Raw genomic sequence first — 26,622 nt, 5'->3', positions numbered from 1 at the left:
CGGGGATGTCAACATATCTGGCGTTGACTTTTGGCACGCTGTTGAGTTCTCAAGGAACGGACGCTTCCTTCGCAGCCACTTCCGTGGCCCCTCCGGGCTTCGTTCTTTCGTGTTTCCAGCTTACCAGATGTTTTCCGTTCCGTTTCCGGCCCCGGCTTCCATCCGACTCGCTTTCGGCGCTTCCGACCCTACCAGGTCCTCCGCACCGCTTCGGCCTCAAGAGGCCTTCGCCGTACCGGACCTGACGGCCCGTCCGACGTGTTGAACTTTAGCCCAACCCCGCTCCGAAAAGCGAATCCAGGCCCACCCGCACCGGAGCAACCGAATTACCGGCACAGCAAAACAGACCGGCTCATAAAGTGCGCGAAAATCCGCGCGCCCAAAGCCGGACGTCGTACCGAGTGGTGGTGTTCCAGGAGAGTGGCCGCCCCGGGACCGTCCGCGCAGACGCGTGTCCGGTGCTCCCTGCCGAGCGACTAGGACACGCTACGCCCTTCGGGGCCGGCATGCAAACGGCGGATGAACCGGTTCCCGCCCGCCGGACACCCTGGCGACAGACGCCGCCGGCCGGTCCCCCTGGTGCGGAGGACCGGCCGGCGGCGCGGTGGAGCGGCGGCTCCCGGTCAGCTGTTGGTCGGGAACCCGAGGTTGATGCCCCCGTGCGAGGGGTCGAGCCAGCGCTGGGTGACCGCCTTGCCCCGGGTGAAGAACTGCACGCCGTCCGGGCCGTACGCGTGGGTGTCGCCGAACAGCGAGGCCTTCCAGCCGCCGAACGAGTAGTAGGCCACCGGCACCGGGATCGGCACGTTGATGCCGACCATGCCGACCTCCACCTCGTGCTGGAAGCGCCGGGCCGCGCCGCCGTCGTTGGTGAAGATGGCCGTGCCGTTGCCGTAGGGGTTGGCGTTGATCAGCTCCAGCCCCTCCTCGTAGGAGGCGACCCGGACCACCGAGAGCACCGGGCCGAAGATCTCGTCGTTGTAGACGGACATGCCCGGCTTCACGTGGTCGAAGAGGGTCGGACCGAGCCAGAAGCCGTCCGCGGTGTCCTGGCCGGCCACGTCCTGGCCGGCGATCGGGTGCTTGCGGCCGTCGACCGCCAGCTCCGCACCGTCCGCGAGGCCGGACTCCACGTAGGAGACCACCTTGTCGCGGTGCTGACCGGTGACCAGCGGGCCCATCTCGCTGTCGCCGTTGCAGCCCGGACCGACCCTCAGCGCGGCCATCCGCTCCTTGATCTTCTCGACCAGCCGGTCGCCGATCGGGTCGACCGCGACCAGCACCGAGACCGCCATGCAGCGCTCCCCCGCCGCGCCGAAGCCGGCGTTGACGGCCGCGTCGGCACTGAGGTCGAGGTCCGCGTCGGGCAGCACCAGCATGTGGTTCTTGGCGCCGCCCAGCGCCTGGACCCGCTTGCCGTACCGGGTGCCGGTCTCGTAGACGTAGCGCGCGATCGGGGTCGAGCCGACGAAGCTGACCGACTTGACGTCCGGGTGCTCCAGCAGCCGGTCGACCGCGACCTTGTCCCCGTGCACCACGTTGAAGACACCGTCCGGCAGGCCCGCCTCCCGCCAGAGCTCGGCCAGGAAGTTGGCGGCCGAGGGGTCCTTCTCGGACGGCTTGAGGACCACCGTGTTGCCGGCCGCGATGGCGATCGGGAAGAACCACATCGGCACCATGGCCGGGAAGTTGAACGGCGAGATGATCGCGACCGGCCCGAGCGGCTGACGGATCGAGTAGACGTCGATGCCGGTCGAGGCCTGCTCGGTGAACCCGCCCTTGAGCAGCTGCGGGATGCCGCAGGCGTACTCCACCACCTCCAGGCCGCGGGCCAGCTCGCCGAGCGCGTCCCCGTGGACCTTGCCGTGCTCCGCGACGATCAGCGCGGCCAGCTCGTCCTTGCGGGCGTTGAGCAGCTCCCGGAAGGAGAAGAGCACCGAGGCCCGCTTGGCCACGGAGGTGTGCCGCCACTCAGCGAACGCCGCGGCGGCCGCGGCCACGGCCTGGTCGACCTCGGCGAGGCCGGCGAAGTCCACCTGGCCGGAGATCCGTCCGGTGGCCGGGTCGTAGAGGTCACCACGGCGCGGGGCAGCGCCCGCGGTCGGCACCGGGGCGCCGCCGATCCAGTGGACGACGTGCTTCGGCCCGGTGGCCGGGCGCTCGGTTGGCGTGCTGCTCAAGGTCCTCTGCCTCCAGGGTCGGGCTCCCGGGCGCTCCCGCGCCCGGCTTCCGTCCCCCAGTCTGGGCCGCCCCCGCAAGCCGCTCAACGAGCACACTGACGGGCATACCCCGATCGGCCTTACACCTCGTCGGGCACAGCACCCGCCGCCCGCCTCACAGGTGCTCCCCCGGCCCCTCCAACCCGGCGGCCGCCTCGTGCAACGCCAGCTCCAGCGCCACCGGATCGGTGAGCCGTCCCGAGCCGTCCGGCAGCACCAGCCAGCGTGGCCCCGGACCGCGCAGCACCGGATGCGGAAGGGACACCCGGGCGCCGGCGCCCACGCCGCGCACGCCGGTGCCCACCCAGCGGGCCGCGGTGCCGACCGGCACCAGGAAGCCGAGCCGGTCGCCGCTGGGGTCCAGGCGCTCCGCGTCCGGGGCGGGGGCGCCGCCGCCCGGTTCCAAGAAGGCCGGCCCGGGTCGGCCCAGCCGGCCGAGCAGGCGCAGCGCCGGGCGGCCGAGCAGCCCGGGGAGCAGCAGCACGTCCCAGCGGCGGCCGGCCGGCAGGGGCAGCAGCCCGGTGGCGCTCCGCTCCCAGTCCCGGCGGCAGGCCTCCGGGTCGGGGGCGGCGGCGGCCAGCCAGGCCAGCGCGGTCACCACCGCGGTGCTCGCTCCGCCCTGCGGGCCGGTGGGTGGGCCGCTCCGGTCCATCGCCCGTCCTCCTCGCTCAGTCCCTCGTCCAGCCGGTCGGCCCTGGGGCCGCCGGTTCCGAGTGGAGAGAGGAGCCGGGACGCCGACTCTTACAGCGAATCGACCGTTGCCGCGGAGTTGCCGGCCACCGATGGGCCGCGGTCGCCGAAGACGGTGCGGTGCCAGTCCTTGCGTGCCACCGCCGTGGTGTCGAACATGACGTGCTTGACCTGCGTGTACTCGTCCAGCGAGTACTGCGACATGTCCTTGCCGTAGCCGGAGGCCTTGTACCCGCCGTGCGGCATCTCGCTGATGATCGGGATGTGGTCGTTGACCCAGACGCACCCCGCGGCCAGTTCCCGGGTGGCGCGCAGCGCCCGGTGCACGTCGCGGGTCCAGGCCGAGGCGGCCAGGCCGTAGGGCGTGTCGTTGGCCAGCCGCAGGCCCTCGTCGTCGCCGTCGAAGGGCAGCACCACCAGCACCGGGCCGAAGATCTCGCCCTGCACCACCTCGCTGTCCTGTGCCACGCCGGTGATCAGGGTGGGCGCGTAGTAGGCGCCGCGGGTCAGGTCGGTGCCGTCGTGGCCGGTCCCGGGCGCCGCGCCGCCGGTGACCACGGAGGCGCCGTAACCGCGGGCCCGGTCGACGAAGCCGGCCACCCGGTCCCGGTGGGTGTGCGAGACCAGCGGGCCCAGGTCGGTCTGCGGATTGCGCGGGTCGCCGAGCCGGACGGTGCCGAAGAGCTCGGCGACCCCGTCCAGGAAGGCCTGGTAGAGGGGGCGTTGCACGTAGGCGCGGGTGGCGGCGGTGCAGTCCTGGCCGCTGTTGATCAGGGCCCCGGCCACCGCCCCGTGCACGGCGGCGTCCAGGTCGGCGTCCGCGAAGACCACGAACGGGGCCTTGCCGCCGAGTTCCAGGTGGGTCCGCTTGACGGTCGCGGTGGCCAGTTCGGCGACCCGGCGCCCGACGCCGGTGGAGCCGGTGAAGGAGACCATCGCGACGTCCGGGTGCGCGACCAGCCGCTCGCCGGCGATCGCCCCGGTGCCGGTGACCACGTTGACCACGCCGTCCGGCAGGCCGGCCGCGGTGCACGCGCGCGCGAGCATCAGCGAGGTGAGCGGGGTGAGTTCGGCGGGCTTGAGGACCACGGTGTTGCCGGCCGCCACCGCCGGCAGGATCTTCCACGCGGCCATCTGCAGCGGGTAGTTCCACGGTGCGATCGAGCCCACCACGCCGATCGGCTCGCGCCGCACGTAGGACGTGTGGTCGGCCGAGTACTCGCCGGCGGCCTTGCCCTCCAGGTTGCGCGCGGCGCCGGCGAAGAAGGCGGCGTTGTCGACGGTGCCGGGCACGTCGAACTCGCTGGAGAGCTTGATCGGCTTGCCGGTCTGGCTGGTCTCCACGTGGGCGAACTCCGCGGCCTGGTCGGCCAGCAGGGTGCTCAGCCGGAGCAGCACCTCGGCCCGGGCGCCCGGGGTGGCACGCGACCAGTCGGGGAACGCGGCCCTGGCGGCGGCCACCGCCGCGTCGACGTCCTCGGTCGAGGCCAGCCGGACCCGCTGGACCCGGCTGCCGTCTGCCGGGTTCAGCACGTCGAAGGGTTCGTAACCGGTCCCGCTGGTGAGCCTGCCGCCGATGTACTGGGCGCCGGCCGCGAAGCTGCTCAGGTCCATGGGTCGCTGCTCCTCCATGTGTCCATTCCACCCGCTCTGGTCCGCCGACGATGCCTGCCCGCCCCGGAGCCGGGCAAGGCTCACTCCGACAGCCGAGCCGCCAAGGGCCTTACACAGTGGCAGGGCCGGAAGGGGGCGACAGGTCGTCATGGGGCTGCATGATTCAGCTGACACCTTGTCCGCCCACGGCCCGAGGAGGCCCCGCCGTGCTGCCGACCGTCGCCCGAGTGCTCGACCTGGACGTGATGCGCCGCGGACTGCCGCAGGTGGTCGCCGGCGCCGACCGGCTGGAGCGCCCGGTGCGCTGGGTGCACGTCAGCGAACTGCCCGACGTGGCCGGCGTGCTGCAGGGCGGTGAGCTGGTGCTGACCACCGGCATCGCGCTGCCCGAGGACCGCGAGGGGCTGGCCCGCTACGTCCGCGAGCTGGTGGAGATCGGCGTGGCCGGGCTGGTGGTGGAGTTCGGCCGGCGTTACTTCGACGCGCTGCCGCGGGCCCTGGTGCACGCCGCCGAGCAGCGCGGGCTGCCGGTGATCGTGCTCCGCCGGGAACTGCGCTTCGTGGCGGTGACCGAGGCGGTGCACGCGTTGGTGGTGAACGCCCAGCTGGAGCAGTTGCGGGCGTCCGAGGCGGTGCACCAGGTCTTCAACGAGCTCGCCGTGGAGGGGGCCGAGCCGGCCGAGGTGCTGCGGCAGATCGCCCGGATGGCGGGCGCGCCGGTGGTGCTGGAGAACCTCAGCCACCAGGTGCTGGCGCACGACCCGGCCGGGTGCACCGAGGCCGAGCTGCTGGACCGGTGGGAGCGCCGCTCGCGCGCGGTCCGCCCGGCCGGTCGGACCGGCCACGACCCGCGCAGCGGCTGGCTGGTGACGGCGGTCGGGGCCCGCGGCGAGGACTGGGGCCGGCTGGTGCTGGTCGGCGACCCCGGGCCGCTGCCGGACCAGGAGTCGCACCCGTGCACCATGCTGCTGGAGCGCGGGGCGGCCACCCTGGCGCTCAACCGGCTGCTGGTGCGCGACCGGGAGAGCCTGGAGCGGCAGACCCACCGCACCCTGCTCTCCGGCATCCTGACCCATGCGCTGACCGTGAGCGAGGTGGCGCTGCGCGCCCACGCGCTCGGGGTCCCGCTGGAGGGGCGGCGGCTGGTCGGTGTGGTGCTGCGGCGGCGCGGCGGGCCGCTGCCGGCCGCGCTGGAGGCCCAGGCCCGGCTGCGCGACTTCACCGAACTGGCGGCTGCGGCGGCCCGGGCGAGCCGGCTGGTGGCGCTGGTCGGCGCGCTGGACGACGAAGGGGTCGGCCTGCTGATCGCGCTCGGCTCGCAGCAGGAGGAGCACTCCGCGCTGGAGGCGTTCGCGGCGGCGCTGCGGCGGCTGATCGCGGACAGCGGCCGGGAGTCGGCCGCGCCGGTGGTGGCGGTCGGCTCCTCGGTGGGGTCGGTGCGCGATGCCCGGCGGACCCTGATGGAGGCGACCCAGGTGGCGGACGCCGCGCTGCACGAGGCGCCCGGCGCCCGCAGCGCCTCCTACTACCGGCTGCCGGACGTGCGGCTGCGCGGGCTGCTCCACCTGCTGCGCGACGACGCACGGCTGCAGACGTACGTGGAGCGCGAGTTGGGTCCGCTGCTGGCGCACGACGCGGAGCACGGCGCGCAGTTGGTCCCGCTGCTGCGGATCTACCTGGAGCAGGGGCGGAACAAGTCGGCCGCGGCGGATGCGGCGCACCTGTCGCGGCCGAGCTTCTACGACCGGCTGCACAAGGTGGAGCGGATCCTCGGGGTGGACCTGGACCAGGTGGAGTCCTGCCTGTCGCTGCACGTGGCCCTGCTGGCGCTGGACGCGGTGCGGCGCTGACCGGCCGCGGGCGGGTACCGGCGCACGACCGGCCGCCGCCGGGCACGGGCCCGGACGGCGGCCGGTCGGGTGCTGCCGGTCGGGTGGTGCCGGTCGGGTGGTGCCGGCCCGTCAGGCGACGTGCGCGTCGGCCACGGTGAGCGCCTCGTCCAGCGCGGCGAGGCCGGCCCGGGCCTCCTCCGCGGTCACGGTGCACGGCGGCACCACGTGGAAGCGGTTCATGTTGGTGAACGGCCACAGTCCGCGCTTCTTGCAGGCCGCGGCCAGCTCGGCCATCGGCGCGTTCGCGGCCCCGCTCGCGTTGTAGGGCACCAGCGGCTCCCGGGTGGCCCGGTCGCGCACCAGGTCCAGCGCCCAGAAGACGCCCAGCCCGCGCACCTCGCCGATCGAGGGGTGCCGCTCGGCCAGCTCGCGCAGGCCGGGCCCGAGCACGGTCTCGCCGATCAGCCGGGCGTTCTCCACGATGCCCTCCTCGGCCATCGCGTTGATGGTGGCCACCGCGGAGGCGCAGGCCAGCGGGTGGCCGGAGTAGGTGAGCCCGCCAGGGTAGGGGCGCTCGGCGAAGGTCTCGGCGATCTTCTCGCTGATCGCCACCCCGCCCAGCGGCACGTAGCCGGAGTTCACGCCCTTGGCGAAGGTCAGCAGGTCGGGCACCACGCCCCAGTGGTCGGCGGCGAACCAGGCGCCGGTGCGGCCGAAGCCGGCCATCACCTCGTCGAGGATGAAGACGATGCCGTACCGGTCGCAGATCTCCCGCACCCCGGCCAGGTAGCCGGGCGGCGGCACCAGGATGCCGGCGGTGCCGACCACGGTCTCCAGGATGACCGCGGCCACCGTCTGCGGGCCCTCGAAGGCGACGGTCTGCTCCAGGTGGGCCAGCGCCCGCTCGCACTCCTGCGCCTCGGTCTCGGCGTGGAAGGCCGAGCGGTACAGGTGCGGGCCCCAGAAGTGGACCACGCCGGTGGCGCCGGTGTCGTTGGCCCAGCGCCGCGGGTCGCCGGTGATGGCGATCGCGTGACCGGTGGCGCCGTGGTAGGAGCGGTAGGTGGAGAGCACCTTCTGCCGGCCGGTGTGCAGCCGGGCCATCCGCACCGCGTTCTCCACCGCCTCGGCGCCGCCGTTGGTGAAGAAGATCTTGTCGAGGTCACCGGGGGTGCGCTCGGCGACCAGCCGGGCGGCCTCGCTGCGCGCCTCGACCGCGAAGCCGGGGGCGAGCGTGCAGAGCTTGCCGGCCTGCTCCTGGATCGCGGCGACCACCTTGGGGTGCTGGTGGCCGATGTTGGTGTTCACCAGCTGCGAGGTGAAGTCCAGGTAGCGGTTGCCCTCGTAGTCCCAGAAGTAGGAGCCCTCGGCGCCGGCCACCGCGAGCGGGTCGATCAGGGCCTGGGCGGACCACGAGTGGAAGACGTGCGCGCGGTCGGCGGCCTTGACGGCCCGCCCGGCAGCGGGATCGGCAGTGGGGATGCTCATGTCTGCCAGGGTAGGCATGCGGATGGCGCTGGTGGAGCGGCATCTTGTCAGATGGTCGCCGAACTGCCCTGACATTGTGGAAAAGGCCCAGGAGGGGATCCTCCCGGGCCTTCTCCTTCAGCGGATCATCAGATCGCGGACCGTCAGATCGCGGTCATCACGTGCTTGACCCGGGTGTAGTCCTCGAAGCCGTAGGCCGACAGGTCCTTGCCGTAGCCGGACTTCTTGAAGCCACCGTGCGGCATCTCCGCGACCAGCGGGATGTGGGTGTTGATCCAGACGCAGCCGAAGTCCAGGCGGCGCGACATCCGCATCGCCCGGGCGTGGTCCTTGGTCCACACCGAGGAGGCCAACGCGAACTCCACGCCGTTGGCGTAGGAGACGGCCTGGTCCTCGTCGGAGAACTTCTGCACGGTGATGACCGGGCCGAAGACCTCGTTCTGGATGATCTCGTCGTCCTGCTGCAGCCCGGAGACCACGGTGGGGGCGTAGAAGTAGCCGACCTCGCCGACCTGGTGGCCACCGGTCTCGACCTTGGCGTGGGCGGGCAGCCGCTCGATGAAGCCGGCCACCTGCTTGAGCTGGTTGGCGTTGTTCAGCGGGCCGTAGAGCACGTCCTCGTCGTCGATCCCGCCGGTCTTGGTGTCGGCGGCGGCCTTGGCCAGCGCGGCCACGAAGGCGTCGTGGATCGACTCGTGCACCAGCACCCGGGTGGCGGCGGTGCAGTCCTGGCCGGCGTTGAAGAAGCCGGCCACCGAGATGCCCTCGACCGCCTCGGCGATGTCGGCGTCCTCGAAGACCACCACCGGGGCCTTGCCGCCGAGCTCCAGGTGGACCCGCTTGACGTCCTTGGAGGCCGACTCGGCGACCTGGATGCCGGCCCGCACCGAGCCGGTGATCGAGGCCATCGCCGGGGTGGCGTGCTCGACCATCAGCTTGCCGGTCTCGCGGTCGCCGCAGAGCACGTTGAAGACGCCGGCCGGCAGCTCCAGCTCGGCCAGCACGCCGCCGACGATCTCGGCCAGCAGCACGGTGGAGGCCGGGGTGGTGTCGGAGGGCTTGAGCACCACGGTGTTGCCGGCGGCGATCGCCGGGGCGAACTTCCAGACCGCCATCATCATCGGGTAGTTCCACGGCGCCACCTGGGCGCAGACGCCGACCGGCTCGCGGCGGATGATCGAGGTCATCCCGTCCATGTACTCGCCCGCGGCCTTGCCCTCCAGCAGGCGGGCAGCACCGGCGAAGAAGCGGATCTGGTCGACCATCGGGCCGATCTCCTCGGACTTGGTCAGCCCGCGCGGCTTGCCGGTGTTGCGGCACTCGGCGTCCACCAGCTCGTCGGCGCGCGCCTCGACCGCGTCGGCGATCTTCAGCAGCAGCTTCTGCCGGGTCGACGGGGTCGCATCGCGCCAGGTCTCGAAGGCGCTCGCGGCCGCGGCCATCGCGGCGTCCACGTCGGCCGCACCGGAGAGCGGGGAGGTCGCGTACGCCTGGCCGGTGGTGGGGTCGACGATCTGCAGGGTGCGGCCGTCGGCCGCATCGACGAACTGGCCGTTGACGTAGTTGCGCAGCGTACGAAGGTCGCTCACGACTCTCTCCTCGGTTTGCGGTCGGCGCGGTGGCGGCCGGCCGTCAGGGGCGGTGCCAGTGGACCGGACGGGTGGTCCGGTACGGCACCGCGGGGGCGCCGGGTGGCCGGGCCCGGTCGGACCCGGTTCCACTGGTGGGGAGCGTACGCCCCGCAGGGACGCGCAGGCGTGACCTCGCCAGACTAGCCGGAACCTTGCCGAGATCGACATAGGGCTGCGTCAATCGCGATGAAATCCGCATTGATTTCTTCGGTCTGCAACGAAATCAGCAGCAGTTCCACTTGCACACCGATGCCCGATCGGGCACAGTGGCCGCGTGGCCAACCGCGACCGGAACAGCAGCGTCCCCCTCGACTCCGTCTCCAAGGCGATCATCGAGCAGCTGCAGGAGGACGGCCGCCGGGCGTACGCGACCATCGGCAAGGCCGTCGGCCTCTCCGAGGCCGCCGTCCGGCAGCGGGTCCAGAAGCTGCTCGACCAGGGCGTGATGCAGATCGTCGCCGTGACCGATCCGCTGACCGTCGGATTCACCCGACAGGCGATGGTCGGCATCACCGTCGAAGGTGACATCGAGCCGATCGCCGACGCCCTGGCCGCCATGGACGAGGTCGACTACGTGGTCTGCACCGCAGGCTCGTTCGACCTCCTGGCCGAGCTGGTGTGCGAGGACGACGAACACCTGCTCGAAATGATCAACAAGCGAATCCGCGCGCTTCCCGGCGTGCGGCGGACCGAGAGCTTCGTTTACCTGAAGCTCCGGAAACAGACCTACACCTGGGGCACCCGATGAGCGCCGACCCGGCACAGAAGGACCTTTCGAAGACCGCCTACGACCACCTGTGGATGCACTTCACCCGCATGTCGTCGTACGAGAACTCCCCCGTGCCGACCATCGTCAGGGGCGAGGGCACCTACATCTGGGACGCCAACGGCAAGAAGTACCTCGACGGCCTGGCCGGCCTGTTCGTGGTGCAGGCCGGCCACGGCCGCGAGGAGCTGGCCGAGGCCGCCGCCAAGCAGGCCAAGGAACTGGCCTTCTTCCCCGTGTGGAGCTACGCCCACCCGAAGGCCGTGGAGCTGGCCGAGCGGCTGGCCAACTACGCGCCCGGCGACCTCAACAAGGTCTTCTTCTCCACCGGTGGCGGCGAGGCCGTCGAGACCGCCTGGAAGCTCGCCAAGCAGTACTTCAAGCTGACCGGCAAGCCGACCAAGTACAAGGTCATCTCGCGCGCGGTCGCCTACCACGGCACCCCCCAGGGCGCCCTGTCGATCACCGGTCTGCCGGGCCTGAAGGCCCCGTTCGAGCCGCTGGTGCCGGGCACCCACAAGGCCCCGAACACCAACATCTACCGCGCCCCGGCCTTCCTGGCCGGCCCCGACGGCACGGTCGACCCGGAGGCCTACGGCCGCTGGTGCGCCGACGAGATCGAGGTCGCGATCCTCAACGAGGGCGCCGAGACGGTCGCCGCCGTCTTCGTCGAGCCGGTGCAGAACGCCGGCGGCTGCTTCCCGCCGCCGCCCGGGTACTTCCAGCGGCTGCGCGAGATCTGCGACCGGCACGACGTGCTGCTCGTCTCGGACGAGGTCATCTGCGCCTTCGGCCGCCTGGGCACCATGTTCGGCGCCGACAAGTTCGGCTACCAGCCCGACATGATCACCTGCGCCAAGGGCATGACCTCGGGCTACTCCCCGATCGGCGCCACGATCATCTCGGACCGCCTGGCCGAGCCGTTCTACAAGGGCGACAACACCTTCCTGCACGGCTACACCTTCGGCGGCCACCCGGTCTCCTCGGCGGTGGCGCTGGCCAACCTCGACATCTTCGAGCGCGAGGGCCTCAACCAGCACGTGCTGGACAACGAGGCGGCCTTCCTGGGCACCCTCAACAAGCTGCGCGACCTGCCGATCGTCGGCGACGTGCGCGGCAACGGGTACTTCTACGGCATCGAGCTGGTCAAGGACAAGGTCACCAAGGAGTCGTTCAACGACGACGAGGTGGAGCGCGTGCTCTACGGCTTCCTCTCGAAGGCGCTCTTCGACAACGGCCTGTACTGCCGCGCCGACGACCGTGGCGACCCGGTCGTGCAGCTCGCCCCGCCGCTGATCTCCGACCAGTCGACCTTCGACGAGATCGAGCAGATCCTGCGGGTCAGCCTCACCGACGCCTGGGCCAAGATCTGAGCCCAGCCCATCACCACCCCGCGGGGCGATCCCGCAGCCTCCTCCTCAGGGCTGCCGGGACCGCCCCGCGGGGCTTTTTTCGACTGATCTGCTGATAGTTCGTCCGGGTTTACCCCGGCTCCGCCCCGTGTGCCGCAACCGCATCGCGACCTTGTCGTTCTAATCTGACGACTGTCATTCCCCTGCACCCGTGCGGAACCCGTGCAGAGACCTCTCCTGGACCGGCGGAGGAATTCCATGTCAGCGGCCCCGCCCGACAACGACGTGCTGTGGGCCCGGGGGATCGTCAAGTCCCACCACGGGACCCCGGCGCTGCGGGACGTGTCGATCGCCGTGCGCGAGGGCGAGGTGCTCGCCATCACCGGCGCCCGCGGATCCGGCAAGTCCACCCTGCTCGGCTGCCTCTCCGCGCTGCTGCCGGTGGACTCCGGGGAGGTCTGGTTCAACAGCTCCCCGGTGCACACGCTCAGCCGGGCCGGCCGCGAGAAGCTGCGCCGCGACCGGTTCGGCTTCGTCGGCTCGCAGCCCCACCTGGTCCCCGAGCTCACCGCCCGGGAGAACGTGGCCCTGCCGCTCCTGCTGTCCGGCGCCGGCCACAAGGCCGCCTACCGCGCGGCCGACGACTGGCTGGACCGGCTCGACGTCACCGACTGCGCCAAGCGCCGCCCCGAGGAACTGGTCGTCGCCCAGCGCCAGCGGATCGCGGTGGCCCGCGCCCTCGCCCCGCTCCCCCGGGTGGTCTTCGCCGACGACCCGACCGCCCCGCTGCACCGCGAGGCCCAGGACCAGGTGCTGCGGATACTGGCCAGCGCGGCCCGTTCCCACCAGCTCACCCTGGTGCTGGCCAGCCACGACCCGGACATCGCCAAGTTCGCGGACCGGACCGTGGCGCTGGTCGACGGCCGCACCCCCGCACCGGCCACCCCGGTGCAGCGCCCGGCCGCGGTGGCCGCCGGCCACTGAGCCCGCGGCCCCGCAGGACACCGGCGCTTCGACGGACCGAAGGAAAACTCAGGTGCTCTATCTCCGCCTGGTCAGGGGGTACCGGGTCCTGGACCTGGGCCGCTGGCTGCTCACCGCCACCGCGGCGGCCGTGGTCGCCGCCTTCCTGCTGCGCGCCCTCGGCCGCGCCCTGAGCGACCCGCCGGGCGCCCCCGCGACCGTGGAACGGCTGCTCTGGTGCCTGCCGCCGGTGCTGGCGATCATCTGGTTCACCGCCCTCGCGGCCCGCGCGCTGCCCGCCCAGCGGGCCGAGCGGATGGCCGGGCTGACCGCCGCCGGCGCCGGGCCGGTGCGGCTGCGGCTGCTGATCGCCGGCGAGCTCGCCCTGGCCTGCGCGCTCGGCGCGCTGGTCACCCTGCTGCTCTTCCTGGTGCTGCGCAACGACATCGCCGGCCCGCGGCTGGCCCCCGAGCTGGGCATGGGGGTGCCGCTGCCGCCCGCCGCGCCGGTGGCGCTGCTCGCCGTGCTGCCGCTGGCGGGCGGGCTCACGGCGGCCGGCGCGGTGCGCCTGCCGGAGACCCTGCCGGGCGATCCCGAGCCGGTGCTGATCGGCCGGTTCGGACCGGCGCGCACCACCGTGGCGGTCGTGCTGGCCGCGGGTGGTGTGCTCACCGAGCTGTACGCGCTGCGCCCGGCGGCGGCCGAGGACTCGCGCCCGCTGGCGCTGCCCGCCGACCTCGGCCACACCAGCGTGCCGCTGCTGGCCGGCTGGGCGGCCGCCGCGCTCGGACTCGGGCTGCTGACCGGCCCGCTGCTGGCCGGTGCCGGCCGCCTGCTGGCGCTCGGTCGGCCCAGCCCGCGCCGGCTGCTGGCCGGGCGCGGCCTGACCGGCAACGCCCGCCGGCTCGGCACCCCGCTGGCGGTGCTGGCCTTCACCATGGCCGTGGTGCTGACCTCGGTGCGGCACTGGGTGGCCCCGGGGGCGGACGGGACGGGGCTGGTGCCGGCCGCCGAGGCGCTGGTGGTCACCGGCTGCGCGGTGGCCGCGCTGCTGGCCCGGCTGACCGAGCTGCGGGCCCAGCGCCGGGCGAGCAGCGCGGCCCTGCTGCGGCTGGGCGCCTCGCCGCGGCTGCTGCTCGGGGCAGCGATGCTGCGCTGGGCGGTGGCCGGCAGCGTGGTGCTGGCCACCGGGGCGCTCACCGCCGTGCTGGGCGCCGGGTTGCTGAGCTGAGCTCCGGACCGGCCTGGCTGGGCTGGGCCGGGCCAGTCCGGTCCCGCTCGGGCTGGCTCAGCCGGTCCGTCCGGGCTCAGCCGGCCGCGGCGAGCTGGCCGCAGGCCCCGTCGATCTCCTGGCCGCGGGTGTCGCGGACCGTGGTGGGCACCCCGTGCGCCTCCAGCCGGCGGACGAACTCGCGCTCGTCCTCGGGCCGCGAGGCGGTCCACTTGGACCCCGGGGTCGGGTTCAGCGGGATCAGGTTGACGTGCACCCGGTGGTTCTTGATCAGCCGGCCGAGCAGGTCGGCCCGCCAGGCCTGGTCGTTGATGTCCTTGATCAGCGCGTACTCGATCGAGATCCGCCGACCGGACTTCTCCGCGTAGTGCCAGGCCGCCTCCAGCACCTCGGCGACCTTCCACCGGGTGTTGACCGGGACCAGCTCGTCGCGCAGCTCGTCGTCCGGGGCGTGCAGGGAGAGCGCCAGCCGGCAGCTGAGGCCCTCGTCGGCCAGCCGGTGCATGGCCGGGACCAGGCCGACGGTGGAGACCGTGATGCCGCGCTGGGACAGGCCGAAGCCGTCCGGCGCCGGGTCGGTCAGGCGGCGGATCGCGGCCAGCACCCGGTTGTAGTTGGCCAGCGGCTCGCCCATGCCCATGAAGACCACGTTGCTCAGCCGGGCCTCGCCACCGGGGATCTCACCGGTCCTGAGGGCCCGCATGCCGGCCGCGATCTGCTCGACGATCTCCGCGGTGGACAGGTTGCGGGTCAGCCCCGCCTGGCCGGTGGCGCAGAACGGGCAGTTCATCCCGCAGCCGGCCTGCGAGCTGATGCACATGGTCACCCGGTCCGGGTAGCGCATCAGCACCGACTCGACCAGGGTGCCGTCGAAGAGCTTCCACAGCGTCTTGCGCGTGGTGTCGTCGTCGCAGGAGACGTGCCGGACCACCGACATCAGCTCCGGCAGCAGCCCCTCGACCAGCTTCTCGCGGCCCGCCGCCGGGATGTCCGTCCAGGAGCCGGGGTCGGTGGAGAGCCGGCCGAAGTAGTGGTTGGACAGCTGCTTGGCGCGGAACGGCTGCTCGCCCAGCGCGGCGACCGCGTCCTTGCGCTCGGCGGGGCTGAGGTCGGCGAGGTGTCGCGGGGGCTTGGCGCCGCGCGGCGCGACAAACGTGAGTTCTCCGGGCTTAGGCATGGTTCGTCCAGTGTCGCAGATGCGGCCGGGCCCCGGACGGCGGTGCCGTCCGGGGCCCGTGCACGGCCAGGAGTGGCCGGGTCGGCTTGCGGTGCGAGGCCGGGAGCGGCCGGGTCAGCTTCCGACGAAGGCTGCCAGCAGCAGCCAGACCACCGGGGCGGTCGGCAGCAGCGAGTCCAGCCGGTCCATGATCCCGCCGTGGCCGGGCAGCAGCGTGCCCATGTCCTTGATGCCCAGGTCACGCTTGATCATCGACTCGGCCAGGTCGCCCAGGGTGGCGACCACGGCCGCGCAGCCGCCCAGGATCAGCCCCTGCCACCACTGCCCGTCCTTGATGATCCACTGCATCAGCAGGGCGCCGGCCAGCATCGACAGACCGATCCCGCCCGCCAGGCCCTCGCGGGTCTTGCCGGGGCTGATGGTCGGCGCCAGCTTGGTGCGGCCGAACTTGTAGCCGACCGCGTAGGCCCCGGTGTCACTGCAGATGGTGACCACCAGGAAGAGCACGATCCGCTGCGGACCGTCGTGGGCGGAGAGCATCAGCGCCACGAAGGTGGCCAGGAAGGGCACGTAGAAGGCGGTGAAGACACCGGCCGTTATGTCCCGCAGGTAGTTCTCCGGCGGCTGGCGCATCCGCCACACCATCAGCGCCAGTGCGGTCAGCGCCAGTGCGGCCGCCGCCCCCTGCGGGCCGATCCAGTACCCGGCGGTCAGCATCGCCACCCCGCCCAGCAGCAGCGGGAGCTGCGCGACGCTGACCTCCTTGCGCTCGGCCAGCCGGCTGGTCAGCTCCCAGCTGCCGACCGAGGCGGCGGCGACTACCACGGCCAGGAAGAGCACCTTGACCACGAAGAGCGAAGCGATGATCACCGCCCCCAGGCCCAGCCCCACCCCTATCGCGGCAGGGAGGTTGCGGCCGCCGCGCTGCTTGCGCGGCTGCTGCTGGTCGGGCTGGGCCACCGGACTCTCCTGCGGGGGTCGGGCCCCCCGCTCCACCAGCGGTGTCACGGGGGTGTGCGGGGAAACGCCCCTCTCGCCAGGGGCCATCGGGGCGTCGTTCATCAGACTTCGAGGAGCTCGGCTTCCTTGTGCTTCAGCAGCTCGTCCACCTGCGCCACGTACTTGGCGGTGGTGTCGTCGAGCTCCTTCTCCGAGCGGCGGCCGTCGTCCTCGCTGATCTCGCTGTCCTTGTCCTTGACCAGCTTGTCGATGGCGTCCTTCGCCTTGCGGCGGATCGCGCGGATCGAGACCTTGGCATCCTCGCCCTTGCCGCGCGCCTGCTTGATGTACTCGCGGCGGCGCTCCTCGGTGAGCACCGGCAGCACCACGCGGATGATGGCGCCGTCGTTGCTCGGGTTGACGCCGAGGTCGGAGTCCCGGATCGCCTGCTCGATGTTGCGCAGCGCGCTCTTGTCGAAGGGGGTGACGACGGCCATCCGCGGCTCGGGCACCGAGAACGAGGCGAGCTGGTTGATCGGGGTGATCGCGCCGTAGTAGTCCGCGACGATCTTGTTGAACATCGCCGGGTGGGCCCGGCCGGTACGGATGGCGGCGAAGTCGTCCTTGGCGACGCCGACGGCCTTCTCCATCTTCTCCTCGGCTTCGAGGAGGATCTCTTCGGTGCTCACACTCTGCTCCCTGTCCGGTTGCCTCGTGGCGTACTGATGGTGCGCGCCGCGAGGCGCGCGGGTGATTGCTGCTCAGACCCGGACGGAATCCTGGCTGATGAGTGTGCCGATCTTCTCATTCCTGACCGCGCGAGCGATATTGCCCTCCGCGAGCAGTTCGAAGACCAGAATCGGCAGGCCGTTGTCCTTGCACAGCGTGATCGCGGTCAGGTCGGCGACCTTGAGGTCGCGGGCGATCACCTCGGCGTACTCCAGCGCGTCGAAGCGGACCGCGTCCGGGTTGGTCTTGGGGTCCGAGTCGTACACCCCGTCGACGCCGTTCTTGCCCATCAGCAGCACCTCGGCGTGGATCTCCAGGGCGCGCTGCACGGCGGTGGTGTCGGTGGAGAAGTAGGGCATGCCCATGCCCGCGCCGAAGATGACCACGCGGCCCTTCTCCAGGTGCCGGATCGCCCGCAGCGGCAGGTACGGCTCGGCGACCTGGCCCATCGTGATCGCGGTCTGGACCCGGGTCTCGATGCCTTCCTTCATCAGGAAGTCCTGCAGCGCCAGGCAGTTCATCACGGTGCCGAGCATGCCCATGTAGTCGGAGCGGGCCCGGTCCATGCCCCGGACCTGCAGCTCGGCGCCACGGAAGAAGTTGCCGCCGCCGATGACCACCGCGACCTCGGTGCCCTGCCGGACCACCGTGGCGATCTCGCGCGCGATCGCGTGGACGACGTCGGGGTCGACGCCGAGGCCGCCTCCGCCGGCGAACGCCTCACCGGACAGCTTGAGCAGAACACGACGGCTTGTGCCGTCCTGCGCGGACTCCTGCGTCTTCTGCATGGGACTTCTCCTCTACACCTGCTGGTTCACAGGCTTGTCACCTGCTGACTCGCGGACCGGGGTGTGCGGCCCCCGAGCCCGGCTGCGCGTTCCGCCGGCCCGGCTGTGGTGCCGGTCCGGTCGCGCATACACGTGAGGAGGCCACTGCCGCGGGAACCGGTACGGTCTCCTGCACGGCAATGGCCTCCTCGTCGTTCTGGTGCCGACTCACTGGTGTCCAGCTGCGGCGGCGGTTCCTACCTTAGGCGGGAACCGAGTGAACGTGGCTCAGGCGCCGACGCGGAAGCGGGCGAAGCGCTTGAGGGCGACGCCGTTCTCCTCGAGGACCTTGGCGACGCTCTTCTTGTTGTCCTTCGCGAAGGCCTGCTCCAGAACGGAGTTCTCCTTGACGAAGCCGGTGACGCGACCCTCGACGATCTTCGGCAGGGCGGCCTCGGGCTTGCCCTCCTCGCGAGCGGTGGCCTCGGCGACGCGGCGCTCGTTCTCGATGTCCTCGGCCGGGATGTCCTCGCGGGACAGGTACTTCGGCGCGAAGGCGGCGATGTGCTGCGCGACGTCCTTGGCGGTCTCCGCGCTCTCCTTGTCCAGCTCGACCAGGACGCCGACGGCCGGCGGCAGGTCGGGGCTGGTCTTGTGCAGGTAGACGGCGACGAAGCCGTCACCGGCGAACTGCGCGAAGCGACGGAAGACGATCTTCTCGCCCAGGGTGGCGTTGGCCTCGTCCACGAACTGCTGGACGGTCTTGCCGGGCTCGATCTCGGAAGCCAGCGCGGCCTCCAGGTCGGCCGGGGCGGTGGCAGCCACGTGCTTGGCGATCGCGTCGGCGACCTCGACGAACTTGTCGCCCTTGGCGACGAAGTCGGTCTCGCAGTTCAGCTCGACCAGGACGCCGGACTTCTGGTCGGCGGCGATGACGGCGGAGACGGCGCCGTTGGAGGCGTCACGGCCCTCGCGCTTCGCAACGCCCTTCTGGCCCTTGATACGGAGGAGCTCGACGGCCTTCTGGACGTCGCCCTCGGCCTCGTCGAGGGCCTTCTTGCAGTCCATCATGCCGGCGCCGGTGAGCTCACGGAGCTTCTTGACGTCCGCGGCGGTGAAGTTCGCCATGGTGTGATCTCTTCTCGCGTCTCGCGTGTCTGCGGGGTTGGTGCACCGGGGCTGGTGGTTCAGCCCCGGCACGTGGAGAGAGGGGCACTCGCCGGTCCGTACCGGCGAGTGCCCCTCACCCTCGGTACGTCAGGCCTGCTCGGCCTCGGCCTCGGCCTCGGCGGCCGGCGCCTCGGCGGCGGGGGCCTCGGTGGCGGCCTCGGCGGCAGGGGCCTCGGTGGCGGCCTCGGCGGCGGGGGCCTCCTCGGCCTTCTTGTCACCGGTGGCCAGCAGGTCCTGCTCCCAGTCGGCCAGCGGCTGGTCGGCACCCGGCTCGGCCTTGACGTCGCCCTTGGCGACACCGGCGCGGGCCTTGAGGCCCTCGGCGACGGCGTCGGCGATCACGCGGGTCAGCAGGGTGACGGAGCGGATCGCGTCGTCGTTGCCCGGGATCTTGTAGTCGACCTCGTCGGGGTCGCAGTTGGTGTCGAGGATCGCGACGACCGGGATGTTGAGCTTCCGGGCCTCGCCGACCGCGATGTGCTCCTTCTTGGTGTCCACGATCCAGACAGCGCTGGGGACGCGCTGCATGTCGCGGATACCGCCGAGGGTCTTCTCCAGCTTGTCGTGCTCGCGCTGGAGGACCAGGAGCTCCTTCTTGGTCAGGCCGGAGCCGGCCACGTCCGAGAAGTCCAGCTCGCCGAGCTCCTTGAGGCGCTGCAGCCGCTTGTAGACGGTGGAGAAGTTGGTCAGCATGCCGCCGAGCCAGCGCTGGTTCACGTAGGGCATGCCCACGCGGGTGGCCTGCTCGGCGATGGCCTCCTGGGCCTGCTTCTTGGTGCCGACGAAGAGGACGCTGCCGCCGTGGGCAACGGTCTCCTTGACGAACTCGAACGCGCGGTCGATGTAGTTCAGCGACTGCAGCAGGTCGATGATGTAGATGCCGTTGCGCTCCGTGAAGATGAAGCGCTTCATCTTCGGGTTCCAACGACGGGTCTGGTGACCGAAGTGGACGCCGCTCTCCAGCAGCTCCCGCATCGTGACGACGGCCATGGCCGTGCTCCTCAGGTGTTGCGCCCGGCGCTCGTTGCTGCCGCGTGGCACTCGGCGGCGACCGGGTCTGCTCGGTTTGTCCGTGGCGGTCGGGTGACCGTCACGCCTGACGCCCCGACGTGCCGAGCCGTCCGGGCCCGGGCGCGGCGGGGCCGCGACAGGCTCGGAGGGACCGAGCGGCACTCGCACCGACGGGGCGGCGGACCGGGCCCGGAAGGGCTTGGTCCACGCGCGGCATCGCCGGTGGCGGGGCGTGCGAAGTCGACCCGATGGTCGGGTCGCGTGTGAAGTGTACGGGAAGCGCCGAGTGACCGGCGACTCTGCGGGGATCGGGGAGGCGGGGTGAATCCGGTCCGCAGTCGGGTGTTCATCAGGTGATCACACGTCGGCGGCGGCCGGACGGGTGAGCGGGGCGCCGGTGGGCGGCCGGGGGCGGTCTGGGGTGGCGGGGCGGCCTGGGGTGGCCGCTGCTCACCCGTTCGCCACACGTGGTTGTCCACAGGGGTGGGGTTGTCCACAGGTTCGCGGCTCGGGGCGGGTGGGGCGGGGGCGAGGGGGCAGGGTCGGGCGCATGGACGTTTGCCGGCGGGGTGGGGCCCGCTTGACCGGTCGGGTGCTGGGGCGCCTGGTGTGGCTCGTGGTGTGTGTGGTGTGCGTGGTGGTCGCCGCGGTGGGGGTGGGTGTGCAGGTGGGGGCGGTAGCTGGGACGGGGGTGGCCGTGCCGGTGGGGGTGGTCACGCCGGTGGCGGTGGTCGTGCCGGTGGCGGCGACGGTGTCCGTGGGGCCCGGTGGCGGGCGGGGCTGGCCGGTGGGTGGGGCGAGCGGGGTGCTGCGCCGCTTCGCCGCACCGCCCGCGCCCTGGGCCGCCGGACACCGCGGGGTCGACCTGGCCGCCCACGAGGGCGAGCCGGTGCGGGCCGCGGCCGCCGGAGTGATCGCCTTCGTCGGCGAGGTCGGGGGACGCCCGGTGGTGACAGTGGTGCACCCCGGCACCGGGACGCCGCCGCTGCGCACCACCTACCTGCCGGTGGTCGACGGGCCACCGCCGGGCACCCCGGTGGCGGCGGGCCAGGAGATCGGGACGCTCGCGCCGGGCGGCGGCCACTGTCCGGCCGCGTGCCTGCACTGGGGGTTGCTCCGCGGGGCGCGCTACCTCGACCCGCTCGCGTTGCTGGGCAGCGGGCAGGCCCGGCTGCTACCGGTGGGCGATCAGCTGCGGGTGGAGTCGGCCAGGCCGTGCAGGGCGAGCGCGACCGCGGTCTCGGCGATCGCGGCGTGCTCGGCGGCAGGCCGGTCGACCGAGCACCTGACGGCGGCCTCGACCACGCCCTGCAACAGGCTCGCCGCCAGCCGCGGCTCCGGGTGGCCCAGCTCGCCGAGCGCGTCGACCACCAGCGCCACCAGGTCGGCGTGGGCGGCCCGGATCCGGCGGCGCGCCGCCTCGTCCAGCTCCACGGCCGAGAGCGCGACGATCGCCCGGTGCCGGGGGTCGCCGGCCAGCGCGAGCTGGCCCCGGACATAGGCCTCCAGGCGTCCGAGCGCGCTCGCGCAGGCGCCCATCCCCGCCTCGATCTCCGCCGCCCAGAGCGGGAAGTCGACCTCGCAGAGCTGCTCCACCACGGCCCCGCGGGACTTGAAGTACTCGTAGACCGATGAGCGGGCCAGCCCGGTTCTGCCGGCCAGCGCGGGGAAGGTCAACGCCTCCATCCCGCCTTCGGCGAGCAGCGCCCGGGCCGCGTCCAGGAGGGCGGCGCGCTGCAGCTGACGGTGCTCGACCAGGGTGGCGGCTCGGATTCTCGGCACCGTCCCACTGTACGGAGCCCGTCTGAACCCCGGGAGGGCGGCGCACCCGCGGCACGCGGCGACGGCAACGGGTGGCACGGCAGGGGCGGGCGTGACGGGGGCGGGCATGACGGGGAGAGGAGGAGAGGCGACCGCGCGAGGACTGAGCCGGGTCGGTCCGGGTCGAGCCGGGTCGGTCGAACTTGGGCGCCGTCCGGTCAGCGCAGGTCGTTGAGCTTGGCCCGGAGCTGCAGCACGGACTTGGTGTGGATCTGGCTGACCCGGCTCTCGGTCACGCCGAGGACCTGACCGATCTCCGCGAGCGTCAGGCCCTCGTAGTAGTAGAGGGTCACCACGGTCTTCTCCCGGTCGGGCAGCGTGTTGATGGCGCCCGCCAGCAGCTTGCGCAGCTCGCGGTCCTCGGCCACCTCGACCGGGTCCTCCGCCCCGGTGTCCTCCAAGGTGTCCATCAGGCTCAGTCGCTCACCGCCCTCGCCGGCCGGGTGGAGCAGTTCGTCCAGCGCCACCACGTTGGCGAGCGAGAGCTGACTGAAGATCGTGTGCAGTTCCTCGACCGCGATCCCCATCTCCGCGGCCACCTCGGGCTCATGCGGCGTGCGGCGTAGCCTCGCCTCCAGCGCGGCGTACGTCCGCTCGACCGCCTTCGCCTTCTGCCGCACCGAGCGGGGGATCCAGTCCAAGGCCCGAAGCTCGTCGATGATCGCGCCACGGATCCGGCTGATCGCATAAGTCTCGAACTTGATCGCCCGGTCGAGGTCGAACTTCTCGATCGCATCGATCAAACCGAAAATCCCGGAGGAGACAAAGTCGGCCTGTTCGACGTTGGCCGGCAGACCGACGCCGACTCGACCGGCGACGTATTTGACCAATGGTGAGTAATGCAGGATCAACTGCTCGCGCAGATGGGGATCACCGCTGTCCTTGTATGACCGCCACAGCGCCTCCAACGCACTCGGCAGCGCCGCAGCCCGCGCAGCGGGCACGGCGGCGGACGTTGACCCGGGAGGCGTGGACCCCGAGGGCGGGGGCGCGGGTGAGCCGGGCGCAGGAGGGGTGGCGGCGGGGACCTGCGGTGGGCCGGAGGCGGGCGAGCGTGGGGCCGCCGGGGCGGGAACGGTCGAGGTGGAGGCGGAGGCTGAAGTGGAGGTGGGGGCGGAGGCGGCCGCACGGCCGGGGAGCGGACCGGCGGCCTCGGGCCCGTCGGAGGCCACCGACCACACCGGAGTCCCCTGGGCCCCCGCCGCCCGCATCAGCACCGCCGGCACTGCGGACGCCGCGACTGCCGAGGTCGGCGGGCAGGGCGGAGCGGCCGGTGCTTCGTCCCGCTGCTCCCGACCCCGGGCCGGCGCGGGTACCGAGGCCAGCGTCGACGACGTGGCCGCCGTACGCACGGCCGTGCCCGAAGGCCGCGGGGCGCTGTTGCCCTGGCCACGCGGGTGACTCCGCTGCCGAGGACGTGGGCCGACCGAAACCGCGGCGCGCCCGGACTCGCCCGACGGCCGCACAGCCGAGGCAGCTCCCGGGAAGACCGGACCCACACCGGGCACACTCCCCTGCCCGGCAACGACGGCCGGCGCGGGCCCTGCGCGGTCTGCATCTCTGGACACCCGCCCCACGGCGGGTGACCCGAGCACGGGCGCCGAACCCTCTGCCTGCTCGGACACCGGCCGCGTCGCGGGCAGACCGGGCGGAGCCTCCGACGAGTCCGCGAGCAGCCGCGATGCAAGCCCCGAACTCTCTGCCCGCATGGACACCGGCCGAGCCGCGGGCGAGCCGAGCGCAGGCTCTGACAGTTCGACGCCCGGGAGCGCCGCTCCGCTTTGTGGGCGGGGTGACCGGGGCAGTGGGGGTGCGGGGCTCGGGCAGCCTGGTGGGCTGTCTGACCAGCCCGGTGGCGGGGTGGCGTTCGGTGGGGGGACGGGACCCACCGACCGGGTGGGACTCGGCGCGCCCACTGCGCCCGTGGCCTCCGTGGTCTCCCGGGGATGCGCCACGATCGGGCCCGACCGGGCGGGCTTCGCGGGCTGGACGCTGGAAGCGGTGAGCGAGTCGTTGCCGGGGCCCCCCGCCGGCAGGCCGGCACTGGTCGCCCGGTGTCCGGGAATGTGTGTGGGCATACGTGGGTCTGCGCCGTTCTGCCGAGTCATGTGCTGATAGGGAAGCCTTGAGCGAGCGTAGCGTGACCGAGTCGATGCGCTGCGCTACCACCACCTGGCCGTCGCCCGTTCCGGTGGCGTTCACTCCGTCGCGGGAGTGGAACGCCGACCGGGCGCCGTACCGAGGTGGTTACCGGGCGTCCGTGACGCACCAACGAGCACCTCCGGCCCGACGATTCGTCAGCGGTCAGCGGATCACCCTCCAGTGCGATCCCGCACGCTGGACAAAACCGAGTGAACAGAGCTCGTAGAGCTGTTTGAGCACCTGCTCGGCGGGCAACGCGGTGCGCAGCGCGAGCGTGCTGACGGGTGCACCGACCCCACCGAGCGGGATCGCCTCCAGCACCTGGGCGGCCGCCGGGCGCAGCAGGTCCCGGGGGCGGGGGTCCGCCCGGGCCGGTGGGGCCAGGTCCGACCCGATCGCGCCGATCTGCTCGATCACCTCGGCCGCGTCGGTCACCAGGGTGGCGCCGCCGCCCCGGATCAGGGTGTGCACCCCGGCGGAGAGCTCGGAGGTGACCGGCCCGCAGACGCCCATGGTGTGCCGGTTCAGCTCCAGCGCCCGCCGCGCGGTGCTCAGCGCACCGCTGCGCGGCGCCGCCTCGACCACCACCGTGCCGCGGGTCAGCGCGGCGAGGACCCGGTTGCGCAGCACGAAGCGGAACCGGTTGGGCCGCTCCCCCGGCGGCAACTCGCTGACCAGCTGGCCCTGCTCGGCGATCCGCCGGATCAGCCCGCTGTTGCCCTGCGGGTAGCAGACGTCCACTCCGCAGGCGAGCACCGCGACGGTCATCCCGCCGACCGCGAGCGCCCCGCGGTGGGCTGCCGCGTCGACGCCGTAGGCGGCCCCCGAGCAGACCACCCAGCCCCGCTCGGCGAGCGCGGCGGCCAGCTCGGTCGCCACGTGCGCGCCGTAGGAGGTGCAGGAGCGGGCGCCGACCACCGCGACCGAGCGCAGCGCGAGCAGCCGCAGCGAACCGGTGCCCAGCACCCACAGACCGATCGGCGCCACATCGGCCAGGTCGGCCAGTTGGCTGGGCCACTCGGCGTCGGCCGGCGCCAGGAAGCGGCCGCCGAGGGCCTGCACCCTGGCCAGGTCGGCGGCCGGATCGGTGAGCGCCAGCCGCTGGCCCAGCACACCGAGCCGGTACTGATCGATCCTCAGCTCCCGGTGGGTGTCGCCGCGGCGCAGCAGCTCGACCAGCTCCACTGCCGAGTGCGCCCGCAGCCAGCGGCCCACCGCCGCGGTGCCCGGCTCGACCACCCGGGTCAGCGCCATCCGGGCCAGCCGTTCCGCCTCGAGCTCGGGCGGGCGGACGACGGGCTCCGGCCCCGACCCCGGCCCCGACTCGAACCCGGACTCGAACTCGGACTCGGGCGAGGGAAGAACGCCTTCGCGATCGGACTCGGGCGAGGGGCCGGCAGCCCCGGCCTCGGGCTCGGGCACGACCGCGACGGACTCCGCCCCGGGCTCGGGCACCCCGGTCATGACCCACCGCCGGTTCCGGCGAGCGAGCGCACCCCGCTGGGGAAGCCCCGCCGCAGGGCCAGCGCCGTCCGCACCTCGGCCGGCCCGGGGAGGTCCCGCCCGGCCAGGTCGGCGATCGTCCAGGCCACCCGGAGCACCCGGTCCAACCCGCGGGCCGTGAGCAGGCCCCGCTCCATCTCTCGCTCGGCGTCGGCGAGCGAGCCTTCGGCCGGGCGCCACCGGGTGCGCAGCTCCCGGCCCGGCACCTGGGAGTTGGTGCACCAGGGCGTACCGGCGAGCCGGGCCAGGGCACGCTCCCGGGCGGCCCGGACCCGCGCCGCCACCACCTCGGTGCGCTCGGCCCCGTGCTCCCGGCCGAGCAGTTCGGTCCGGGTCACCGGTTCGACCTGGACCCGGAGGTCGACCCGGTCCAACAGCGGCCCGGAGAGCCGGGCCTGGTACCGGCTCACCATGCTCGGGGTGCAGTCGCACCCCTCACCGCGCCGGGAGTACCGGCCGCACGGACAGGGGTTGGCCGCCAGGCAGAGCAGGAACTTCGCCGGCAGCCGCAGCGAGCCGGCCGAGCGGGCGATCACCACCTCGCCCGACTCCAGCGGCTGGCGCAGCGCGTCCAGCACCCGGACCGGGAACTCCGGCGCCTCGTCCAGGAAGAGCACCCCGCGATGGGACAGCGACACCGCCCCCGGCCGGGGCAGACCGCTGCCGCCGCCCACGATGGCCGGCATGGTGGTCGAGTGGTGCGGGGCGCAGTAGGGCGGCAGGTCGATCAGCGGCCGGCCGGGCGGCAGCAGGCCGGCCACCGAGTGCACGGCGGTGACCTCCAGCGCCTCGGCCCGGGTGAGCGGCGGCAGCAGCCCGGGCAGCCGCTCGGCGAGCATCGTCTTGCCGGCCCCCGGCGGGCCCTTCAGGTAGAGGTGGTGGGCCCCGGCGGCGGAGATCTCCAGGGCCCGCCGGGCCTCCTCCTGCCCGGCCACGTCGGCCAGGTCGGGACCGAACTCCGGATCGACCCCGCCCCGGCGGATCGCCGCGCCGGGCAGCAGCAGCCCGGACATCAGCGGGTCGGGCCCGCCCACCGCGGGGTCCGGCGGCTCGTCGGGCACCGGAGCGTCGGTGAGCAGCGCGATCAGCTGGCGCAGGCTGCGCACCCCGAGCACCGAGACGCCGGGGACCAGGGCCGCCTCGGCCGCGGTCTGCTCGGCCACCACCACCTGGCGGTACCCGGCGTCGGCGGCGGCCAGCACCGAGGGCAGCACCCCGCGCACCGGCCGGACCCGGCCGTCCAGCCCCAGCTCGCCGATGATCAGCAGGTCGGCGATGGCCGGCGGCGGCAGGCGCTCGGCGGCGGCCAGCACCGCGCAGGCGACCGCGAGGTCGAAGCCGCTGCCGCTCTTCGGCACCGAGGCCGGGCTGAGCCCGACGGTGAGCTTGCGCTGCGGCCAGCTCTCGCCGGAGTTGACCACCGCGGCCCGGACCCGGTCCCGCGCCTCGCTGAGCGCCTTGTCCGGCAGGCCGACCAGGGTGAAGGCGGCGACGCCCGGCTCGAGGTCGGCCTGCACCTCGACCACCACGCCGTCCACCCCGAGCAGGGCCACCGAGCAGGTGCGGGCGAAGGCCAT

The 26,622-nt window shown here is 72.9% G+C and carries 20 protein-coding genes and 1 pseudogene; 6 read left to right on the top strand and 15 right to left on the bottom strand.

Annotation, left to right across the window (positions count from 1 at the left end; translation table 11 throughout):
* Positions 1-623 precede the first annotated feature (623 nt).
* The 3 genes from ACQRUO_RS19040 to ACQRUO_RS19030 all read right to left on the bottom strand — a co-directional run bounded on the left by ACQRUO_RS19040 (position 624) and on the right by ACQRUO_RS19030 (position 4,523).
* Complete coding sequence (locus ACQRUO_RS19040; protein ID WP_428317157.1) at positions 624-2,180, bottom strand: CoA-acylating methylmalonate-semialdehyde dehydrogenase; 1,557 nt, start codon at positions 2,178-2,180, stop codon at positions 624-626.
* 154 nt (positions 2,181-2,334) lie between these two features.
* Positions 2,335-2,871 carry a hypothetical protein gene (locus tag ACQRUO_RS19035; RefSeq protein ID WP_428317156.1) on the bottom strand — a complete coding sequence of 179 codons (537 nt, stop codon included), beginning with the start codon at positions 2,869-2,871 and terminating at the stop codon, positions 2,335-2,337.
* 89 nt (positions 2,872-2,960) lie between these two features.
* The gene (locus ACQRUO_RS19030) at positions 2,961-4,523 is read right to left on the bottom strand and encodes a gamma-aminobutyraldehyde dehydrogenase (RefSeq protein WP_428317155.1); all 1,563 of its coding nucleotides are present in this window, start codon (positions 4,521-4,523) and stop codon (positions 2,961-2,963) included.
* A 206-nt stretch (positions 4,524-4,729) separates the two neighbouring features.
* Here ACQRUO_RS19030 and ACQRUO_RS19025 point away from each other — a divergent pair, with 206 nt between their 5' ends.
* Entirely contained in the window at positions 4,730-6,373 is a 1,644-nt protein-coding gene (locus tag ACQRUO_RS19025; protein WP_428317154.1) for a PucR family transcriptional regulator, read from the top strand.
* A gap of 111 nt (positions 6,374-6,484) precedes the next feature.
* Here the strand turns inward: ACQRUO_RS19025 and ACQRUO_RS19020 are convergent, their stop codons facing one another.
* Positions 6,485-7,843: an aspartate aminotransferase family protein gene (locus tag ACQRUO_RS19020; protein ID WP_428317153.1), complete on the bottom strand. Its 1,359-nt coding sequence runs from the start codon at positions 7,841-7,843 to the stop codon at positions 6,485-6,487.
* A 143-nt stretch (positions 7,844-7,986) separates the two neighbouring features.
* Positions 7,987-9,432 carry a gamma-aminobutyraldehyde dehydrogenase gene (locus tag ACQRUO_RS19015; RefSeq protein WP_428317152.1) on the bottom strand — a complete coding sequence of 482 codons (1,446 nt, stop codon included), beginning with the start codon at positions 9,430-9,432 and terminating at the stop codon, positions 7,987-7,989.
* A gap of 316 nt (positions 9,433-9,748) precedes the next feature.
* On the opposite strand from ACQRUO_RS19015, the gene ACQRUO_RS19010 reads away from it, so the two are divergent.
* The 4 genes from ACQRUO_RS19010 (at position 9,749) to ACQRUO_RS18995 (ending at position 13,786) form a co-directional block, all read left to right on the top strand.
* Complete coding sequence (locus tag ACQRUO_RS19010; RefSeq protein ID WP_035846077.1) at positions 9,749-10,222, top strand: Lrp/AsnC family transcriptional regulator; 474 nt, start codon at positions 9,749-9,751, stop codon at positions 10,220-10,222.
* On the top strand, positions 10,219-11,613 hold the full coding sequence (locus ACQRUO_RS19005; protein ID WP_428317151.1) for an aspartate aminotransferase family protein: 1,395 nt from the start codon (positions 10,219-10,221) through the stop codon (positions 11,611-11,613). Before ACQRUO_RS19010 ends, ACQRUO_RS19005 begins: the two co-directional genes overlap by 4 nt.
* 237 nt (positions 11,614-11,850) lie before the next feature.
* Complete coding sequence (locus ACQRUO_RS19000) at positions 11,851-12,576, top strand: ABC transporter ATP-binding protein (protein ID WP_428317150.1); 726 nt, start codon at positions 11,851-11,853, stop codon at positions 12,574-12,576.
* Between the two features lie 52 nt (positions 12,577-12,628).
* Positions 12,629-13,786, top strand: a complete 1,158-nt coding sequence (locus ACQRUO_RS18995) for a hypothetical protein (RefSeq protein ID WP_428317149.1) — start codon at positions 12,629-12,631, stop codon at positions 13,784-13,786.
* A gap of 76 nt (positions 13,787-13,862) precedes the next feature.
* Here the strand turns inward: ACQRUO_RS18995 and rlmN are convergent, their stop codons facing one another.
* The 6 genes from rlmN to rpsB form a co-directional block, all read right to left on the bottom strand.
* Positions 13,863-14,963, bottom strand: coding sequence for a 23S rRNA (adenine(2503)-C(2))-methyltransferase RlmN (gene rlmN / locus ACQRUO_RS18990; protein ID WP_428317148.1), 1,101 nt, complete (start codon positions 14,961-14,963; stop codon positions 13,863-13,865).
* A 114-nt stretch (positions 14,964-15,077) separates the two neighbouring features.
* Positions 15,078-16,025, bottom strand: a complete 948-nt coding sequence (locus ACQRUO_RS18985) for a phosphatidate cytidylyltransferase (protein WP_428317147.1) — start codon at positions 16,023-16,025, stop codon at positions 15,078-15,080.
* Complete coding sequence (gene frr, locus ACQRUO_RS18980; protein ID WP_428317160.1) at positions 16,025-16,552, bottom strand: ribosome recycling factor; 528 nt, start codon at positions 16,550-16,552, stop codon at positions 16,025-16,027. Before frr ends, ACQRUO_RS18985 begins: the two co-directional genes overlap by 1 nt.
* 111 nt (positions 16,553-16,663) lie before the next feature.
* Positions 16,664-17,419: a UMP kinase gene (gene pyrH, locus ACQRUO_RS18975; protein WP_428317146.1), complete on the bottom strand. Its 756-nt coding sequence runs from the start codon at positions 17,417-17,419 to the stop codon at positions 16,664-16,666.
* A 267-nt stretch (positions 17,420-17,686) separates the two neighbouring features.
* Positions 17,687-18,526: a translation elongation factor Ts gene (gene tsf, locus ACQRUO_RS18970; RefSeq protein WP_428317145.1), complete on the bottom strand. Its 840-nt coding sequence runs from the start codon at positions 18,524-18,526 to the stop codon at positions 17,687-17,689.
* 129 nt (positions 18,527-18,655) lie between these two features.
* Positions 18,656-19,558: a 30S ribosomal protein S2 gene (rpsB, locus tag ACQRUO_RS18965; protein ID WP_428317144.1), complete on the bottom strand. Its 903-nt coding sequence runs from the start codon at positions 19,556-19,558 to the stop codon at positions 18,656-18,658.
* 571 nt (positions 19,559-20,129) lie between these two features.
* Between rpsB and ACQRUO_RS18960 the strand changes: the two are divergent.
* A pseudogene (locus tag ACQRUO_RS18960) lies at positions 20,130-20,708 on the top strand (peptidoglycan DD-metalloendopeptidase family protein); the annotation flags it as partial.
* Positions 20,709-20,767: 59 nt separating this feature from the next.
* Here the strand turns inward: ACQRUO_RS18960 and ACQRUO_RS18955 are convergent.
* From ACQRUO_RS18955 to ACQRUO_RS18940, 4 genes are all read right to left on the bottom strand, one after another.
* Positions 20,768-21,337 (bottom strand): TetR/AcrR family transcriptional regulator, encoded by a 570-nt coding sequence (locus ACQRUO_RS18955; RefSeq protein ID WP_428317159.1) that lies wholly within the window; start codon positions 21,335-21,337, stop codon positions 20,768-20,770.
* Positions 21,338-21,558: 221 nt separating this feature from the next.
* Positions 21,559-22,344, bottom strand: a complete 786-nt coding sequence (gene whiG / locus ACQRUO_RS18950) for an RNA polymerase sigma factor WhiG (RefSeq protein ID WP_428317143.1) — start codon at positions 22,342-22,344, stop codon at positions 21,559-21,561.
* 1,360 nt (positions 22,345-23,704) lie between these two features.
* Positions 23,705-25,006, bottom strand: a complete 1,302-nt coding sequence (gene dprA / locus ACQRUO_RS18945) for a DNA-processing protein DprA (protein ID WP_428317142.1) — start codon at positions 25,004-25,006, stop codon at positions 23,705-23,707.
* The gene (locus tag ACQRUO_RS18940; RefSeq protein ID WP_428317141.1) at positions 25,003-26,622 is read right to left on the bottom strand and encodes a YifB family Mg chelatase-like AAA ATPase; all 1,620 of its coding nucleotides are present in this window, start codon (positions 26,620-26,622) and stop codon (positions 25,003-25,005) included. Before ACQRUO_RS18940 ends, dprA begins: the two co-directional genes overlap by 4 nt.

The organism is Kitasatospora sp. LaBMicrA B282, from assembly GCF_050325825.1.
Lineage (GTDB): Bacteria > Actinomycetota > Actinomycetes > Streptomycetales > Streptomycetaceae > Kitasatospora.
Note: the sequence above shows the minus strand (reverse complement) of the source record. Positions and strands in the feature narration are given on the sequence as shown.

Coding starts and splice junctions, on each gene's coding strand:
- rlmN (WP_428317148.1), bottom strand. CDS start 14,963: ATGCCTAAGCCCGGAGAACTCACGTTTGTCGCGCCGCGCGGCGCCAAG.
- pyrH (WP_428317146.1), bottom strand. CDS start 17,419: ATGCAGAAGACGCAGGAGTCCGCGCAGGACGGCACAAGCCGTCGTGTT.
- frr (WP_428317160.1), bottom strand. CDS start 16,552: ATGGAGAAGGCCGTCGGCGTCGCCAAGGACGACTTCGCCGCCATCCGT.
- ACQRUO_RS19020 (WP_428317153.1), bottom strand. CDS start 7,843: ATGAGCATCCCCACTGCCGATCCCGCTGCCGGGCGGGCCGTCAAGGCC.
- ACQRUO_RS19030 (WP_428317155.1), bottom strand. CDS start 4,523: ATGGACCTGAGCAGCTTCGCGGCCGGCGCCCAGTACATCGGCGGCAGG.
- ACQRUO_RS19035 (WP_428317156.1), bottom strand. CDS start 2,871: ATGGACCGGAGCGGCCCACCCACCGGCCCGCAGGGCGGAGCGAGCACC.
- ACQRUO_RS18985 (WP_428317147.1), bottom strand. CDS start 16,025: ATGAACGACGCCCCGATGGCCCCTGGCGAGAGGGGCGTTTCCCCGCAC.
- ACQRUO_RS19005 (WP_428317151.1), top strand. CDS start 10,219: ATGAGCGCCGACCCGGCACAGAAGGACCTTTCGAAGACCGCCTACGAC.
- dprA (WP_428317142.1), bottom strand. CDS start 25,006: ATGACCGGGGTGCCCGAGCCCGGGGCGGAGTCCGTCGCGGTCGTGCCC.
- ACQRUO_RS19000 (WP_428317150.1), top strand. CDS start 11,851: ATGTCAGCGGCCCCGCCCGACAACGACGTGCTGTGGGCCCGGGGGATC.
- tsf (WP_428317145.1), bottom strand. CDS start 18,526: ATGGCGAACTTCACCGCCGCGGACGTCAAGAAGCTCCGTGAGCTCACC.
- ACQRUO_RS18940 (WP_428317141.1), bottom strand. CDS start 26,622: ATGGCCTTCGCCCGCACCTGCTCGGTGGCCCTGCTCGGGGTGGACGGC.
- rpsB (WP_428317144.1), bottom strand. CDS start 19,558: ATGGCCGTCGTCACGATGCGGGAGCTGCTGGAGAGCGGCGTCCACTTC.